This is a genomic window from Streptococcus sp. STC1396 (assembly GCF_058933875.1).
Window position 1 is genome coordinate 33772 of the sequence record NZ_JBZYCU010000013.1, and the last position, 16594, is coordinate 50365.

The 16594-nt window shown below is 46.0% G+C and carries 15 protein-coding genes; 3 read left to right on the top strand and 12 right to left on the bottom strand.

The window, feature by feature from the left end:
* The first annotated feature begins 121 nt into the window (after positions 1 to 121).
* Positions 122 to 616, top strand: a complete 495-nt coding sequence (gene tpx, locus AC5FEC_RS05920) for a thiol peroxidase (RefSeq protein ID WP_493661609.1) — start codon at positions 122 to 124, stop codon at positions 614 to 616.
* 327 nt (positions 617 to 943) lie between these two features.
* The gene (locus tag AC5FEC_RS05925) at positions 944 to 1591 is read left to right on the top strand and encodes a metal-dependent transcriptional regulator (RefSeq protein ID WP_493661610.1); all 648 of its coding nucleotides are present in this window, start codon (positions 944 to 946) and stop codon (positions 1589 to 1591) included.
* Between the two features lie 80 nt (positions 1592 to 1671).
* Here the strand turns inward: AC5FEC_RS05925 and AC5FEC_RS05930 are convergent, their stop codons facing one another.
* The 3 genes from AC5FEC_RS05930 to AC5FEC_RS05940 form a co-directional block, all read right to left on the bottom strand.
* Positions 1672 to 2283: a CPBP family intramembrane glutamic endopeptidase gene (locus AC5FEC_RS05930; RefSeq protein WP_493661611.1), complete on the bottom strand. Its 612-nt coding sequence runs from the start codon at positions 2281 to 2283 to the stop codon at positions 1672 to 1674.
* A gap of 73 nt (positions 2284 to 2356) precedes the next feature.
* Positions 2357 to 2986, bottom strand: a complete 630-nt coding sequence (locus AC5FEC_RS05935; protein WP_493661612.1) for a GNAT family N-acetyltransferase — start codon at positions 2984 to 2986, stop codon at positions 2357 to 2359.
* Between the two features lie 52 nt (positions 2987 to 3038).
* On the bottom strand, positions 3039 to 3473 hold the full coding sequence (locus AC5FEC_RS05940; RefSeq protein WP_493661613.1) for a hypothetical protein: 435 nt from the start codon (positions 3471 to 3473) through the stop codon (positions 3039 to 3041).
* 134 nt (positions 3474 to 3607) lie between these two features.
* Here AC5FEC_RS05940 and AC5FEC_RS05945 point away from each other — a divergent pair, with 134 nt between their 5' ends.
* A complete protein-coding gene (locus AC5FEC_RS05945) occupies positions 3608 to 4399 on the top strand; it encodes a nucleotidyltransferase domain-containing protein (protein ID WP_493661614.1) in 792 nt (263 codons plus the stop codon).
* An 82-nt stretch (positions 4400 to 4481) separates the two neighbouring features.
* Here AC5FEC_RS05945 and AC5FEC_RS05950 read toward each other — a convergent pair whose 3' ends face one another.
* The 9 genes from AC5FEC_RS05950 to AC5FEC_RS05990 form a co-directional block, all read right to left on the bottom strand.
* On the bottom strand, positions 4482 to 5555 hold the full coding sequence (locus AC5FEC_RS05950; protein ID WP_493661615.1) for a hypothetical protein: 1074 nt from the start codon (positions 5553 to 5555) through the stop codon (positions 4482 to 4484).
* Entirely contained in the window at positions 5542 to 8025 is a 2484-nt protein-coding gene (locus tag AC5FEC_RS05955) for a phosphoenolpyruvate synthase (RefSeq protein ID WP_493661616.1), read from the bottom strand. Before AC5FEC_RS05955 ends, AC5FEC_RS05950 begins: the two co-directional genes overlap by 14 nt.
* Positions 8025 to 8924, bottom strand: a complete 900-nt coding sequence (locus AC5FEC_RS05960) for a UbiA family prenyltransferase (RefSeq protein ID WP_493661617.1) — start codon at positions 8922 to 8924, stop codon at positions 8025 to 8027. Before AC5FEC_RS05960 ends, AC5FEC_RS05955 begins: the two co-directional genes overlap by 1 nt.
* A complete protein-coding gene (locus AC5FEC_RS05965; protein ID WP_493661618.1) occupies positions 8909 to 9781 on the bottom strand; it encodes a phosphatidylserine decarboxylase in 873 nt (290 codons plus the stop codon). The genes AC5FEC_RS05960 and AC5FEC_RS05965 overlap by 16 nt, the downstream gene beginning before the upstream one ends.
* Positions 9774 to 10406 carry a CDP-alcohol phosphatidyltransferase family protein gene (locus AC5FEC_RS05970; protein ID WP_493661619.1) on the bottom strand — a complete coding sequence of 211 codons (633 nt, stop codon included), beginning with the start codon at positions 10404 to 10406 and terminating at the stop codon, positions 9774 to 9776. The genes AC5FEC_RS05965 and AC5FEC_RS05970 overlap by 8 nt, the downstream gene beginning before the upstream one ends.
* Positions 10393 to 12888 carry a PEP/pyruvate-binding domain-containing protein gene (locus AC5FEC_RS05975; protein ID WP_493661639.1) on the bottom strand — a complete coding sequence of 832 codons (2496 nt, stop codon included), beginning with the start codon at positions 12886 to 12888 and terminating at the stop codon, positions 10393 to 10395. Before AC5FEC_RS05975 ends, AC5FEC_RS05970 begins: the two co-directional genes overlap by 14 nt.
* 13 nt (positions 12889 to 12901) lie before the next feature.
* A complete protein-coding gene (locus AC5FEC_RS05980; RefSeq protein ID WP_493661620.1) occupies positions 12902 to 13492 on the bottom strand; it encodes a CDP-archaeol synthase in 591 nt (196 codons plus the stop codon).
* Between the two features lie 339 nt (positions 13493 to 13831).
* A complete protein-coding gene (gene dtd, locus AC5FEC_RS05985; protein WP_037617324.1) occupies positions 13832 to 14275 on the bottom strand; it encodes a D-aminoacyl-tRNA deacylase in 444 nt (147 codons plus the stop codon).
* A gap of 49 nt (positions 14276 to 14324) precedes the next feature.
* Complete coding sequence (locus tag AC5FEC_RS05990; protein WP_234549704.1) at positions 14325 to 16544, bottom strand: RelA/SpoT family protein; 2220 nt, start codon at positions 16542 to 16544, stop codon at positions 14325 to 14327.
* Between the last annotated feature and the right edge of the window lie 50 nt (positions 16545 to 16594).

Here is a 16594-nt window from a genome sequence, read left to right on the forward strand (position 1 = left end):
CCTCTTTATTTATAGAGACTGAGCTTCAAATGGAGACGCTCTCAAATTTCCGGTCAAATTATTCGAAAAAAATCGTCATTCGCAGTACAATGAAGCTATTAAACACGAATGGAGACTTCTTATGACAACTTTTCTCGGAAATCCTGTTACCTTCACTGGCCAACAACTGCAGGTCGGCGACACGGCCCGCGATTTTAGCCTGACAGCAACCGACCTTTCAAAGAAAACCCTAGCTGACTTTGCTGGTAAAAAGAAAGTCCTGAGCATCATCCCATCTATCGATACTGGCGTCTGCTCGACTCAAACTCGCCGTTTCAACCAAGAACTCTCTGACTTGGACAATACCGTTGTCATCACGGTTTCAGTGGATCTGCCTTTTGCCCAAAGCAAGTGGTGTGCTGCGGAAGGCATTGAGAATGCTGTCATGCTGTCTGACTACTTCGATCATTCTTTCGGCCGCGACTACGCTGTCCTCATCAATGAATGGCACCTCTTAGCCCGTGCCGTTCTAGTTCTGGACGAAAACAACACTGTAACCTACGCAGAGTATATAGACAACATTAATACCGAGCCAGACTTTGAAGCAGCTATCGCTGCAGTTAAAAGCTTAGGATAATCGAAAAGCGCGAAAAATTTCGTGCTTTTTGTTGTAAAAATCCTTTTTTCAATCTTAACTGTTGTTAGCATAAAAAAGATTGAAGCAATCCCTCTCCAAACTTTATTTTCTAACAGTATTTTTTGCTTCTACTTCTCTATGCTCCAGAGCCGAAGCCCCTTGTAAAAAACTGAACTAGCTTGAAAAAAGAGAACAGTGTCACTTCTGCTCTCGAATTCTATTTTTCACTTAACTAACAGCAACACTTCCTTGCCCTGTCAGCTCCCGAACTGTATTCTTTTCACAATTTTTGTTATACTAGTTATAGAAAGGCTAGGAGGACTGAAAATGACCCCAAATAAAGAAGATTATCTCAAATGTATCTATGAGATTGGCACCTATGCTAAAAAAATTACCAATAAAGAGGTCGCTCAGCTTATGCATGTTTCTCCTCCAGCCGTTACCGAAATGATCAAGAAAATGCTGGCCGAAAATTTGCTGGTAAAGGACAAACAGGCTGGCTATCTGCTGACCGATTTAGGACTCCGACTGGTCTCCGAACTTTACCGCAAGCATCGCCTGATTGAGGTGTTCCTCGTCAACCATCTGGGGTACACAACAGATGAAATCCATGAGGAAGCCGAAGTCCTAGAACATACTGTTTCAGATCGTTTTGTTGAACGTTTGGATGCCATGCTGAATTTTCCAGAAACCTGTCCTCACGGCGGTACGATTCCAGCCAAGGGAGAGCTCTTGGTAGAAAAAAACAATCTCACCTTAGAAGCGGCCTCCGAGCCTGGAGACTATCTCGTCACTCGGGTCCACGATGAATTTGATCTTCTCATTTATCTAGAAAAGCATGGTCTTCAGCTAGGCAAGACCATTACCCTTCTTCAGTATGACTCCTTTGCCCAGCTTTATGTCCTCAAAGTTGATGGGCAAGAGATTCAGGTCAACTCCATGATTGCCAAGCAGATTTATATTGAAAAACTTTAAAACGAAAGGCCCGATTCGCAACACAAATCGGGCTTTTTCAATTTTAGTAGCCTTTTTTAGATTAAGCTTTTCGAACTTAGCTAAATCAGCATGAAAGCCGAGCAAAGACCAGCAAAAATATTGGCCAAAGCGTGTGTGCCCCAGCTGGATAAAATGGAACCATCCGATTTCTTCTCATTGACAAAGCCCAGGTAAGCTGCGATTCCCCCTGTAAACAAAATAATGAGCATAGATGTCAGCCAAGTTGTCTGAGAAGCGAACATGAGGCCATGAAGCAAACCAAATAGAGCTGCTTGCAAAGTATTGGCCACTCTGAATGGAAGGCGACTGGCTAATCTTTTCAAAAGAAAACCTCTAAACAAAATCTCTTCTGGCAAAGCTGTCTGAAAAATACTGTAAATCAAAATACTTGGCAGGGCTTTAAAACCAAGCCCGGAAAATCTTGACATCGCCGTTTCAAGATTTCTTATCGTGTATAAAACAAAAATAGAAAAGACCAGAAAAAAGATTGAGCCCAGCAGAATCCAAAGCCAGGTCTTCTGGCTGCCAGTTTCTTTTAGCGGTTTTAGGCCTATCCATTCTAAAAATGGATTTTTTCTTCTAGCCGTCACCAACCACCAAATAAAAGGAAGCAAAGTAAACAAAAGGATTTGAATTACAGCGCTAATCAACGCTTGAACTTCATTTTCCATAGCATTTTTTCTTTAAACTTATATATTTTTGTAAACTTCCAAAGAGTCTCTCTTTCTCCTCCTGCTGAATTTCCTAGCCCAGCTGTCCCGGCCGCTTTTCCTTCTTCTTGGGTGGGAATTTGCGGTCAAATATTTCCAACTCCGCCTCATCTACTTCATAACCCTCCGGATCCCGATAGAGCCAAGGTCCATTTTCCCGAGTCACGCTGCCATCCCTTTGCAAGTCCAGCACCATAACAAAATCCAAAATCTCCTCCTTGTCCTGACCGTCCAGATAAATACCATAATCACTGGCTGTCACAAAACCGTATTTAGGATAGTAGGCAGGATTGCCGAAGAGAACGATATGAGAAAAACCTTCCTCCCTCGCCTGACGGATAGCTGCCTGAGCTAATTTTTCTCCAAACCCTTGCTTTTGAAAAGCTGGTAGGATAGCAAAAGGACCAAAGGTAGCAATTTCCTTGACCTGTCCGGTCTGCTCATGGCGAAGCTGGGCTTTGCTAAACATAATCTGGCCAGCAAGCTGACCATCTACCAAAATAACTTTGGATAGGTTTTCTAAATAGTTTGGATGCTGACGAAATTGGTGCAAAATCAGATGTTCCGCACAACCCGGCCGATAGACATTCCAAAAGGCCTCTCTGACTAGATTTTCAACTTCATGGTATTCTGAAGGGGCTTCCTGGCGAACTTCAATCATCATCGCTTCTCCTTTGTATTTTTAATGTATTTCATTTGTTCTAAGCAGAAAATTCTCATCTCTCTGCCATATATCTTTCTGCTTCTTGAGCGCTTAGCTTTCTTATCTGACTTTCAGGAAATTCCTGATAAGAAGGCATGATAAAACTAGGCTGACGGCTGGCACAGCTTTTATCGGGATTCTTCTTCAGATAAGCCTCTAGATCCGTCAGATTGGCAAAAATCTTGTAAGACACCCGTCCCTTGTCTGACTGGATTTGATAAATGCCGCAGGGCGCCTGCATGGTCACATCCGCTGTCCGCAAATAATACTTAGCAATTTCTAGAGATTTGAAAGGGAAATTCCAGCGTTGCAGACCATTTTTTGTATGCTCAATGCAGATACAACGACCGCAATGTCCACAGATATATTGCTTATGCTCTCTCAGACAGTCCAAGGGATGAAGTAACGGCGTCACGCGGTTCTGGTCAATATAGCACTCTATACACATATTCAAGTCTCCTTCTACTTAGTCAATTCTAATATAGCAAGTTTTTGAAGAAAAAGAAAGAAAAGATTGCCTTCCTCTTGCCAGACTTTTCACTTTTTGCTAAAATGATGTCAAAAAATTAAGAAGGACAAATTATGCCACAAAATCTATTTAAAGAATTGGCCCAGCTGGAGCAAGTAGAAGCTCTGGCTCTCGGCGGCTCACGGGCCGGCCAACATTTTGACCAAGACTCAGACTATGATGTCTATGTCTACCTGAGCGCTCCTCTCGCGCCAGCCATCCGCCAAGAAATCCTCAGCAAGTACTGCTCCTATATGGAAATTGGCAATCAATTTTGGGAACTGGAGGACGACTGCGTCCTCAATAATGGTATTGAGATTGAGCTGATTTACCGCTCGCTAGACGACTTTGACCAAGACCTGCAGACCGTCGTTTTAGAGCACCAAGCTCAGAATTCTTATACTACCTGTATGTGGTACAATCTGCTCCACAGCAAGATTCTCTACGATCGAGACGGGCGCTACGCTACGCTCCAGAGCAAGTACAGCCTGCCCTATCCAGCTGAGCTGAAAAAGAATATTATCAGCAAGCAGCTCCTGCTCCTTGACCAAGCGATGCCAGCTTTTTCAAGACAGATCAAAAAGGCCCTCAAGCGCCAAGACCTGCTCAGTATCAATCATCGTAGCAGCGAGTTTTTCGCCTCTTACTTTGATGCCCTCTTTGCCCTCAATGAGCAGCTCCATCCAGGCGAAAAACGCATGCTCCAGTATGCCAAAGAAAATTGCTCCCGCCTGCCTCGGGATTTTGAAGCCAATATCCAAGACTACTTCCAAAATCTCTACCAGCCAGACCAGCAGCAGGAAGCAGTCCTAGCCTTGGATAGCCTCCTAGACAATCTTAAGCAATTGATTGAAGCATCCATCTAGAATTTCAACGGATAAAAAGCTCATGAAGCCAGTTTTTCAACTGATTCATGAGCTTTTTGCATATCATTCTATAATCTGGCACCTAAGAGGGCAAATCCAATTCAAACAGTCCATACTCATGCTTGTCTCCCTGTAATTCTGCTGCATAGTGACGAGTAACTGTCTTTTGATGAATCAGGGCGCCGATAGCCGAGGCTTGTCGTTTCTGTGCTTCTTTAAAAATCGGATAGGCCAAGGCAGAGCCCAATCCCAAGAATTGCTCACCTACCCCTAGATACATAATCATATAGCGTTTTGCAAAGCGCTTGGTCCAAAAAAGCTTGGCCAGATTAAGAGGAGTCAGTTTTTGATAAACCAGAGAACCATAGTCCGGCATGGCAATCAGAAAACCAGCTAGCTTGCCCTCCTTATAGGCCAGCTTAACCATAGAAAAATCAAGAATATACTGGTATTTCTGAAAAATCTGACTGAACTGCTGACTGGAAATAGAGCGATAAATAGGGAAATCTTGATAAAGACGATTGAGAAGTTCGAAAACCTGCAGCGAGGTTTCTTCCCAGTCCTTCTTTTTGGGAGAACAAATGGTGAAACCCGCTTCTTCAAAAGACTCAAAGCGATGAGCTAGCTTGTCCTGATGAGTCTGATTGCTTACCTTGGGATAAAAATTGGACAGATAGCTCTCCTTGAGCTCAAAACCAGCAGCCTGCCATAGCTCAGGATAATAGTCTGGATTATGAGGTTCTCCAGTAAAAGGGAGCTCCTCTGTTCCAGTCAGCTGCATTCGATAGCCCAGCCAAAAGCTTGCCTGTACCGGACCAATTATCTTAATCGCTCCGAGACTGCGAGCAAAACCTGCTAAATGCTCGATAAAAGCAGATGCAATCTTCTGATTATTGATGGACTCGAAAAATCCCAAGTAAGCAGCCTCATCATCTGGATAGAAGGTCAGGAGGCCTCGAATACAAGACCGACTGTCCACATAGCCAATAAAAGCATAGGTTTCTAAGTCAGAGCTCAGCGGGTGCCTGCCCTCAATCAAAGCCAGCTCCTCCTCTTCCGACTGCATAAGGTGGTCTGGCTGGTAAATCTGCTTGGGCAGGGCTAGAAAATCATCCTGCTCTGCTGTATTGGGTTTGACCGGTTTAATTTCCAGCATGGTCTTCCTCCTTAATCAGGCTAATTTTGCCAGTCAGGCCATCCATCTCAATCCAGTCGCCATTCCGCAGCTGGCTGCAGGCACCTCTGACATTGACAATGGAAGGAATCCCTAACTCGCGGGAAATAATGGCCGTGTGCGAGAGCAAGGATCCCTGCTCTGCAATGACCCCCTTGGCTTGGGTCAGAAGATAGACCCAGCCCGGATCGGTCATCTTGGTCACGATAATCCGATCCTGAGCAGACTCAATTTCCTGCACATCTTCCACGACCAAAACCTGAGCCTTAACGCAGCCAGGTGAGCAGCCAATCCCTTGTAAGGCTTGATTGCCCGCATTATGACTGCTGGTGCGGTTTTGCGGTTTCAGGTATTTCTCAAAGACCTGTCCAGCAAAAACATAACGACTAAAGGTTGGCAGCTCCTTATCAGCCTCCAACTTCTCTCGACGCTCGGCTATCAAGCCACTAACATCTCTGGGCGTTCTGGTCAGCTCAAACAGCTCTTCCTTTGTCAGGTAAAAAACATCGTCAGGCGTAGCCAGCAACCCTTGCTCGGCTAATTGCTGACCAAGTGTGCGAAAAATCTGCCGCATCATGCCATAGATTCGTGTGCGGTTTAAGCGGGAGCTTTCCCGATATTTAACACCCGTCATGGCTCGCTTGCGAAGAAAATTCGTCCACCAGCCTGATTTTTGCTCCTCTTCTTCAAGTTTATGAGGAGCCAACTTCTTCTCCTCTTGCTGGCACATTTGCAGCAGGAGCTTGAGCAGACGCTCTGGATACGTTCGGAAAGTGGGAGTTTCTAGCTTCAACTCTTCTGGAGCCCGATCACCAAATTCATGGATAAAATGGACTATTTCTTTGACCAAAGGATGCTGACGACTTAGAAAGACTTCTGGACTTTCACTTACCATAGCCTGTCTAATCTCTGCATTTTCTTCTGCTTTCAGCTGAGCTGTTAAAGCCTGCAGAGCCAAAGCCGGCCGCATGCTTTCAATCTGCTCAATTCCTGCAATCTCAGCCTGAACAGCCCCACCGCGACGCAACTTCTTCAGGAGTCCAGTATAGACAAAAGCATACAAATCATTGACTAGGGTAATATCCCAGTGAGCCAAAATATCCTCTTTTAGCTTGCTGACCAAGGCAATCAAGGTTTTAGCATCTGCATTTGGGGAATAGGTCGCTTCGTATTCTCGCTGAATCTGGGCAAACTGCTCTTCCAATTGTCTCATTTGCTTGGGAGCTGTCCAAAACTCTCGGATAATACGAAGCATGATTTGCAAGCGTTTGAAAGCAGACAGGTGCACCGGCATCTGAGGCACTTCTGTCTCTCGTACCCCCAGCATATCCTGCCAGATAGGGATGATTTTCTTAGAAAAAGGCAGAAGCTGCAGCAGCTGATACCAGCTCTGAATCTGGTAATAGACTCGGCTATTGACCGGCTGCAGCATATTTTGAAAGGTGGCTTCATAGGCAGCCAACTCAGGGGCATCCTTGCCAACCAAGCGTTGGGCCAGACTGCGGAAAATGCTGGCATAAGCCTCCTGAATAAAGCTAATGGTCAGAGGACTGGAAACTCCCGGATAGCTCTCGACAATATTGCTGTTATCCAGAATAATCTGCTGTCCCTCTGGCAAGGTAGTAATAGGTCGAGCCTGCAAGAGATAGAGCTGGCCATTTGCGAAGGTGAACTCCATATCCATATAAGGTCCGAAAAGCTGACTTACCTGACTAGCCAAGGCTTGTAACTTCTCAAGTTGTTCCTGTGATACATCTGGTGAATCCTCCGTCTGCTCTGTATAAAAGAGCTGGTCCTTGGGATGAAGCGTCACCATTGTTGTAGGAATCTTATCCTCGACAACCTTGTTGCCCAAGCCCCGACCGATGACAATGATGTGCTCGTTCAGAATGCCCTTAGGATTAGCTGTGAAGTAAATCCCTGACAAGTCTCCCTCCTGCATGACCTGGATAATACAAATCATCTGTGCCTGCTTCAAAGATAGTCCCTGCTCAAATAGATAACTAAGAGCTGACTCCTGATAAAGAGAGAGCAAGGTCGCTTGAATAGCTTCTTTAAGTCCATCTGGCTTTACATTGAGCTGGCTCTCAAACTGACCGGCAAAGGATGAGGCCTTCCCATCCTCAATGGTAGCAGATGAGCGGACTGCAAAGCGACAGTCTGTCTGGAAAAATTCCTTATGAACCCAACTTTCTGCCGCTGTCAAATCTTCTTGACTAAACTGCTCTCTGCCCCAGTCCTGCAGTTGCTGACTGAGTTGGGACAAGTCCAACTCTCCAGACCGATAGGCTGCTTCCATCCGCTCCAAGTCAGCAGAGCTGGCAGATGTTTGAAAAAAGTCAAAAGCAAACACTGCAAAGTCAGGAATCGGCAAACCAGCAGCCTGCATTTTCAGTAAATGATAGGCCTTGCCTCCGACCTGGTCAAGCCCTGTCTGCTCGATTCTTTTCATCAAAGTACCCCCATCAAGAGATAAACAGCAACGGACAGAACCATGGTCGTCTCTGTGATATAAGTATAACGCTCTACCCGCTCCCGGATATTAAAGCGAGTCGGATCCTTGATAAACTGCTCAAACTGGACGGTCATCCAGATGACATTCAGCACCAAGACTACCACTCCGACATGGGAAATATTCCAGAGGAGAACGAAATTTGTCAAGATATCCAGCAGAGTCACCACCTCGATAAAGCGAGTGGCTTTTTTGTAGCCAAAAAGCATAGAATAGGTCACATACTCTGTCTCGTCTTTTGGTGCCCGAATCTTGCGGCAGACTTCCCAGATCAGACTTGGAAAATACATAGTAAAAGCCAGTAAGACGGTCGGTAGGGACAAGAGAGGCAGATTGTACTTGTAGCAGACAAAAGAGATGGTATAGAGATTCAAAATCATCATGACCGGATTATGGGTCACCAGAGCCAATGGCAAGGAATTTTGAATTTTGTCTCGCTTAAAGAACCAGAAAGACATGAGGGTCCCGTAGATATAGAGAAAGAGGAACCAGCCGATATTGTTCATAAAGAGGACATTAAGGAGTACAGAGACAGCTACGATAAAGCTGAGGGCAATAGCCAAGTCCTTCTTTTTCACTCGGCCAGATGGCAGAGCCCGATGAGGAAAGAGGCGTCTATCAGTCTCATAGTCCTTGAAATCATCCGCAATCCGCAGAATCATCAGAAAGACAAAAATCGTAAAAATTCCGATCAATTCCTGATGGTCAAAGTGAAAGGTGGTCACTCCGTCATTGAGCAAGAGCACAAAGTAAATCTCAAAAAACATGATGGCAGCCACCATAAAGCGCGGCAGCAAAGGAAACATTTCCTTATAATAAACAGCTAATCGTTTAAACATAGCTTCTCTCCAATCTTTTCACCCATTTGAATCTGGGTTTCTATTCCGAGGTCTGAGTAAGTCAGGATGTCCTGATCCAAGCGAATCGTGCCTGCCGGATAGAGGACAAGGATGGTTGAGCCGCCCAGACCAAAGCAGCCCTTCTCCTGTCCCCTGATCAAACGGTCCCGACTGTGATTGTATATTTTTCCGACTAGCAGAGCCCCTACTTCCATCTGCAGGACAGGTCCTAGGTCGGTATCTAAAAGACAGTATTCTCTTTTATTTTCCTTGTAAATTAAGCGCCGCTTCTGGGCTACCTGTCTGACCGTATGCAGGTGGCCTTTGATTTTTCGTCTTCGGGTAATTCTGCCGGATTCAGCCGCCAGATAGCGGTGCAGGTCTTCCACTCCCAGTCGATAAACCAGCGCTGTTCCGCCACTAAACAGCTGAGCTAACTCTTCATCCAGCAGTAAGTCAGCTAGCCTGTATGTCTGCCCCTTAATTGTCAGCTGTAAGTCCTGACTGATGGTAAAAGCCTCTAGCTTGGCATCCGCCACAGCCAGTACTTGACTATCAGGACAGACCGGACGCAGACCAGGCTTGATTTTCCGATGGAAAAAAGCCGCGAAGCTAGAATAGGGGCCATCTTCATAGTCAGCCAGATTCAGCTGATATTTTTCCACAAAAGCTGCTATTTTCTTGCGAGAACAAGGAGTGTAGTCTTTCAAAGTCAGAAGATAAGACAGGCTAGGTCGGGTCAAGATAGGCAATAAGAAGCGACCCCAAGCAGTACCATAAAGCTTGTCTAACAGCCCCGCCTTGTATTCTATCGCTTCCAGTATCTGGCCAGTCCTTCTCTGATAGACCTTAACCATGGGGGAGAACCCCCAGACCAATCAGACTTGCAACAGCTAAAATCGCAAAGACTAGATAGGCTAGCTTATTCGGCTTGGGAATACGGCAGCTGTAGACAAATAGGAAGGTCAGCAAAAGAGACAAGCCCAGCCACACCCAAGCAAAGAGAGCAGGCGCCAGCCATTGACATACCAGATAGGTCAATGGGAAAAATAGGGCGCTGTAAGTCACGGGCAAGCCGATAAAATAAGAACCAGAGCCTTCATCATGCTTGGCCAAACGGTTAAAATGTGCCAAGCGAGTAACTGCAGCCAAGACATAGAGGACAGCCAAGATGATATTGGCCACTCCCAAGGGCAGCTGAGTCATGAGCAGCACAGCCGGAAGAGCCGCAAAGCTAATCATGTCGCAGAGGGAATCAATCTCAATGCCGAAGCGCTTCTGACTTTCAGTCCGCTTCATCCGCCGCGCCACCACGCCATCAAAAAGGTCGCAGATACCGCTAACGATAAAAGCCATCATGGCTAGCCGCAGCTGGGACTGAATGATGGCATAGACTGCCAACAGTGCAAAAGCAGCGCCCATATAGGTCAGGATAACAGATTTGTCGTATTCACCGATAAACAAAGGTTCATTCTTCTTCATGAATTATTATTTCTCCTCTTCTTCCATCTAAAGTAACCAGCATGCCAGTTTCTAGCAACTGAGTTGCATTCTTAGCGCAGACCAGAGCTGGAATCCTGCATTCCCGAGCGACAATGGAGGCATGGCAGAGAACTCCACCATACTCTGTTACAAGACCACCTAGAATACCGAAAACATAGCTCCAGCCCGTATCTGTATAGCGGGTGACAAGGATTTCTCCCGGCTCAATCGTCTCAATATCCGCTAAATCCAAGAGAACTCGAACCCGAGCGGTCACCTGACCGCTGCTGGCTGGCATTCCCGTCAGCAGAGCCTGACTCTCATGGGCCACTTCTTCTAGGCTCATCTCTTTATCAGTCAAATCCCCCACTGGCTCAAAATTCCGATAGGCCTGGCAATAATGCTGATTATCTGCTGCTTCTTCTTGGAGCTGGTCAGCAGTCTTTTCCCCCTCCATAAAGGAAATCAGACTTTCTTTCTTAATGTAAAAAACATCTTGTTCATTTTTCAGAAAGCCTCGCTTTTCATAGGCTCGGCCGAGTTTGAGGCTAATCTGACGAATGAGGTGGTAATAGCGCGTGGAAATATCCTTGAACTCCTCCCGCCACCAGAGCAAGTTCCGCAGGTCTTCGCTGATTTTTTCTATCTTTTTCTGCTTTGCTCGAGATAGATGGGCAAGATCCAGCTCAGACTCTGAGCCAGGACTGAGCGAAGCTTTGGCTGCTTGGTAGTAAGATGAATCAGCAACCAACTGCTGGACCGCTGTCATAACTTGATGAGCATCTTCTTCATAACTAGCTACTCGCAAGTCCAGCTCGCGAGCTGAGTGATAGCCAAAATCCTTTTGGAAATCCTGAATCTTGATAAAATCTGCTCGCTCAGGATATTGTGCAGCCAGTTCCTGCAATTCTTCCACCGATAGCTTCAACCAATCATCTGTCAGTTTCTCGTCTGTCAAAATAAGATCCGCAACTTCCAGCATTCTAGCTAAAGGCTTGGTATGCGAAACATTTCCTAATTTAGCTATCAGTTGGAAAAATTCATCAACCGTCAGCCATTTGAGGAGACTGGTCTTTTTCATGGACAGCTGGACCGTATTGATGTAGGCCTGCCAGAAATAAGTTCCCTCACTGTCTAAATAAGCCTGAGTTAGCACTAACTGCCAAAGACTCTCGACTTGATGCAGCGGGGGTTGGTCGTTCAGTTCTCCTATTTCTTGATTTAGACGGTTAAATTGCTGGCGCAGATTTTGCAGCTTGTCTGGCGCCTGATGCAGAAAAGTCTTAGTTACTTTTTGTGTTTTCAAAGCGACCCGCAGGAAATTTAAGAGCAAGGCTGGACTTAATTTGCTGGTAAAACCTTGACCTTGGTAGTCTTTATTAACTCCCAGCTCATCATCAAAGTCTCGCTCAGTATAACCTGGAATCTGCTCCATACCTTGCTTGACCACGCCTAAGTTCCAGAAAGGCCGAGCATAATGGAGACGCATCAGCGGCGGCATCACACCTTCAGGCTCTAGGCCAATTGCCAGCAAAAAGCTGGAGAGTGCCTCTTGCCAAGAATAGCGATAAAGGCTCCACATCAGGTTGGGACAGGGCTGGGCCGCCACCCCTCCATCCCGAAAATTCGCCGTCGTCCAGCGACCACTGTCGATTTTAGTTGGTACTGTCGTAATAGGCCGAGCCTGCAGCAGATAGACTTGCTCTTCTAGAGCACACCACTCAATATCCATCGGCCGACCAAAATACGCCACAATCTCCAAAACCTGCTCGTGCAGCTTCTGCAAGACTGCCAGAGGCATTCCTAGCTTTTCAAACTGGATCCAGTCTGGCTTGTACCAAGCAAGAGTCAACTGCTCAGGATTGACTTGGCCACTAACCAAGCTCTCAGCCGAGCCTTTTACATACTCCAAGAGCATGGTCTGGTCCTGATTAGTCGCCACATCTAGGGAAAAGCAGACACCGCTAAAGTCAGGCTCTATCTGCTCCTGAATCAGCACCGCCATGGCAAAATCCTGCTCAGCCAGACCCTGACGCTGCCAATAAGCCAAGGCTTCTGGATTAAAGAGAGAAAGCAGGCAAGAACGAATGCCCTGCTCCATTTCTGACAGCGTCCGGCAGTTGCCAATCGAGTCATACTGACCGGCAAATGACAAGGCCTGTCCGTCTTCTAAGAGGGCACTACTGCGAACGATATAAGCTTGATTTTGCTGGCAAAAGGCTGCTAACTCCTGTAGCCAAGCTGGATCCAAGGGATACTGCTGCAAACGCTCCGCAATTTCCTCCTTGCCCAGATGAATTAACTCTGCAAGCCCCTGTTCTGAGTATTTTGGCAGAGCTGCTCTTAGCCAAGCCATAACTTGGTCCGACGGTAAAATCAGAGCCTTAGGAACCGGAAGCCCCAGTTGACAGAGACTGATTAACTGATTGATTTTGCCGCCATAGATGGCCGACGGCTCTTTTTCCAGCCATAGTTCTTTCATCATAACTTCCATCTCACATACGGTTTTTTCTGAGCTTGGCCCAGTAGAGCAGGCGATTAACTCCCAGATGCGTGACCGCCCCCAAGATTAGTATGCCCATCATCTGCTGCCAAGACAGAGGAATATAGAAAAGTAGCAGGAGAATACAGCCGATTAAGGAATCAATCTGATCTAGCCAGATAAAGGGCCACTTCCAACCATTCTCTGCCGTCTTGCCCTCTCTGATCTCCAAACGACGCTTGATGAAGCTATTAGGCAGCTCAAACAAAACATAAGCCAGACCCAAGAGAGCTCCTAGCACCAGATTAAAAAGCAAGGTGTTTTCGTAGAAGGCATAAACTAAGTGCAGTTTCTCTAGAGTAGGAGTGCTCTTCAAGAGCACCCCCCATAAAACCTGAGCCAAAGAGTCCCAAACAATCATTCCTATGAAGCCTTTCCAGGTCTTGTTAGCTCCGAAAAGTCGCTTTCCATCTTTCAAAACCAAGCCGCCATCCATGGGCCGATAAGCCGACTGCAGCAGTGAAGACTTGCAAAAGATCATATTCAGAACCCCAGCTAGAATGACTGGCATCAGGGTGATATACAAGGCAAGAACAGTGCGCATATCTATTTCCTATTCTTTTTTATGAAAATTAACCTGAAAAAATTAAGAGACTTCTCAAGCTTTTCTAGTTTTATTATACCATAAGTCGTAAAAGCCCTTACATAACCAACCACATACAAGTGTCACATCTGATAACCCTTCCAAACATTCACGACTTTTCTTTTAGGTACTTCCTCATTGTTCCTCTAATGTATGTAACGAACTTCAGCCTCTGCTGTCGAAAGATCCCTACCTTCAAGAAAAGAAGTTTTATCATCCTAGACATCAAAAAAGAGAGAATCTGTGATCTCTCTCAATGTTAACATTTGTCACCCACTATAAGTGATAAAGAGCTATATGTCATCGATTCTTAGTATCTAGGATAATGGTCACCGGTCCATCATTCACCAGCTCCACCTGCATGTCTGCGCCAAAAATGCCCGTTCGGGTCGGAACTTCCTGCTGCAGGGCGAGATTGAAGGCATCATAAAAATTGCTAGCCATCTCTGGTGGTGCGGCCTTGATAAAGGCTGGCCGATTGCCCTTTCTCGTATCTGCGTGCAGGGTGAACTGGGAGATAGATAAAATCTCTCCACCAATATCTTGAATGGACAGGTTCATCTTTCCCTCAGCATCAGAAAAAATTCGCATATTGACAATCTTGCGGACAGCATAATCCATATCCTCCTGACTATCGTCAGGACCCACTCCGACTAAGAGCAGGAGTCCCTGTTCAATCCTGCTGTGCAGCTGTTGGTCAATGCTGACCTGCGCACGTTTCACGCGCTGAATGACGATTTTCATATCTTTTCCTTTATTTAACAACTAACATCTACTCTATTATTCCCATACCTTAGCCATTGGTCCGCTTAACAGAATACACTTCCGGTACACTCTTAATCTTGTCCACCACTGTCGTCAACGTGGACAGATTGGCAATGCCAAAGGAAACATGGATATTGGCAAATTTCATATCCTTGGTTGGCTGGGCATTAACTGTTGAGATATTTTTAGTGGTATTCGACAGAACCTGCAGCACATCGTTGAGGAGTCCAGAACGATTGAGACCATAAATATCAATATGGGCTGTGTATTCTTTGGTCGTGTTGTTGTCTTCCCACTCCACCTCAATCAAGCGCTGCTCGTAATTTTCCTGAGCTTTGAGATTCATACAATCTTCTCGGTGAATAGCTACACCACGGCCTTTGGTAATGTAACCAACAATGTCGTCACCAGGCACGGGGTTACAGCATTTGGCGATCCGAATCAGGAGACCGGATGCCCCTTGAATCACTACGCCACCTTCATGCTTGACCTTGAGGGTGTCTTTTTTGTTTTCGACCTTAACCTCACCGCCCTTGACCAATTCCTCGGCTTCTGCTCTGGCCTTGGCCCGTTCTTCCTCACGGCGCTCTTTTTCCGTCAGACGGTTGAAAATGCTGATAGCACCAATCTCACCGAAACCAATCGCTGCAAAAAGCGCTTCTTCAGTTTTATAGCTGGTCTTTTGCAGGACTTCCTCCATGTGCTTCTTGTCCATGTACTTATTGGCTACATAGCCCTGCTCCTGAAATTGAGCCTGCAAGAGCTCCCGCCCTTTGGAGATAGATAATTCCTTATCTTGATTTTTAAAGAATTGACGGATTTTATTTCTGGCTTTGCTGGTCTTGACAATATTGAGCCAGTCACGGCTAGGCCCAAAGGAGTTAGCATTGGTGACAATTTCCACCTGATCCCCTGTTTTCAGCTTGGTATTCAGAGGCACCATGCGACCGTTAACCTTGGCTCCTGTCGCCCTCTCCCCAACCTTGGTATGAATCTCATAAGCAAAGTCAATCGGACCAGAATCTTTGGGCAGACAGCGCACCTCGCCATTCGGCGTAAAGACATAAATCTCTTCTGTCAAATAGCTTTCCTTGACCGAATCGACAAATTCCTGAGCATCTCCCGACTGGTCTTGGAGTTCCATCAGTTCCTTGATCCAATTCATTCCGATGGCTGACTCTTTGCTGTTGACCTGACCTTTTATCCCTTTCTTATAAGCCCAATGGGCTGCGACCCCATACTCCGCCACTTCGTGCATTTCCTTGGTCCGAATCTGAAATTCAATTGGTCCTTTAGGTCCATAGACCGTCGTATGGATAGACTGATAGCCGTTAGCCTTACGGTTGGCAATATAATCCTTGAAACGCCCCGGCATTGGTTTCCAGAGCTCATGGATATAGCCCAACATGGCATAAACATCACTGTGAGTTTCCAAAATACAGCGAATGGCAATCAAATCATAGATCTCATCAAAACGCTTCTTCTTGTCCTGCATTTTGCGATAAATGGAATAAATATGCTTTGGACGGCCGTAAATCTTACCATGCAGATTGCGCTCACCTGCGTAGGTTTCGATCTTGTGGACAACTTCCTCCACCAGAGCTTCCCGCTCTCGCCGTTTTTCCTTCATCATGTGGGAAATTTTATAAAACTCCGTCGGATTAAGGTAACGAAAAGATAAATCTTCCAGTTCCCATTTGACACTGGAAATCCCCAAACGATGAGCCAGAGGAGCATAGATTTCCATGGTTTCCCGCGAAATTCGCTCTTGCTTGTCTGGCCGTAAATGATGAAGGGTCCGCATATTATGCAGACGGTCGGCTAGTTTGACCAAAATAACACGGATATCCTCAGACATGGCCATGAGCATTTTGCGATGATTTTCCGCCAACTGTTCCGCATGAGACTTATATTTCACCTTCCCCAGCTTGGTCACTCCGTCCACAATCACGCGCACATCATGTCCAAATTCCTGCTCCAAATCATCCAGCGTTGCCGAAGTGTCTTCAACCACATCGTGCAAAAAACCACAGGCAACCGAAACAGCATCCAGCTTAAGCTTAGCTAAAATGCCCGCCACCTGGATAGGATGCACAATGTAAGGTTCTTGCGACTGGCGAGTTTGCCCGCTATGGCGATCTATGGCATAGACCAATGCCTTTTGTACAAAAGCCACATCTTTTGCAGCTAAATATTTTCTTGTGAGGGAAACGACCTGATCCCCCGTTAAATTTATTTCTTTTGGCATGCGCATTCTCTCCGATTTCTTGCCTACTATTTTATCACTTTTACATCAAT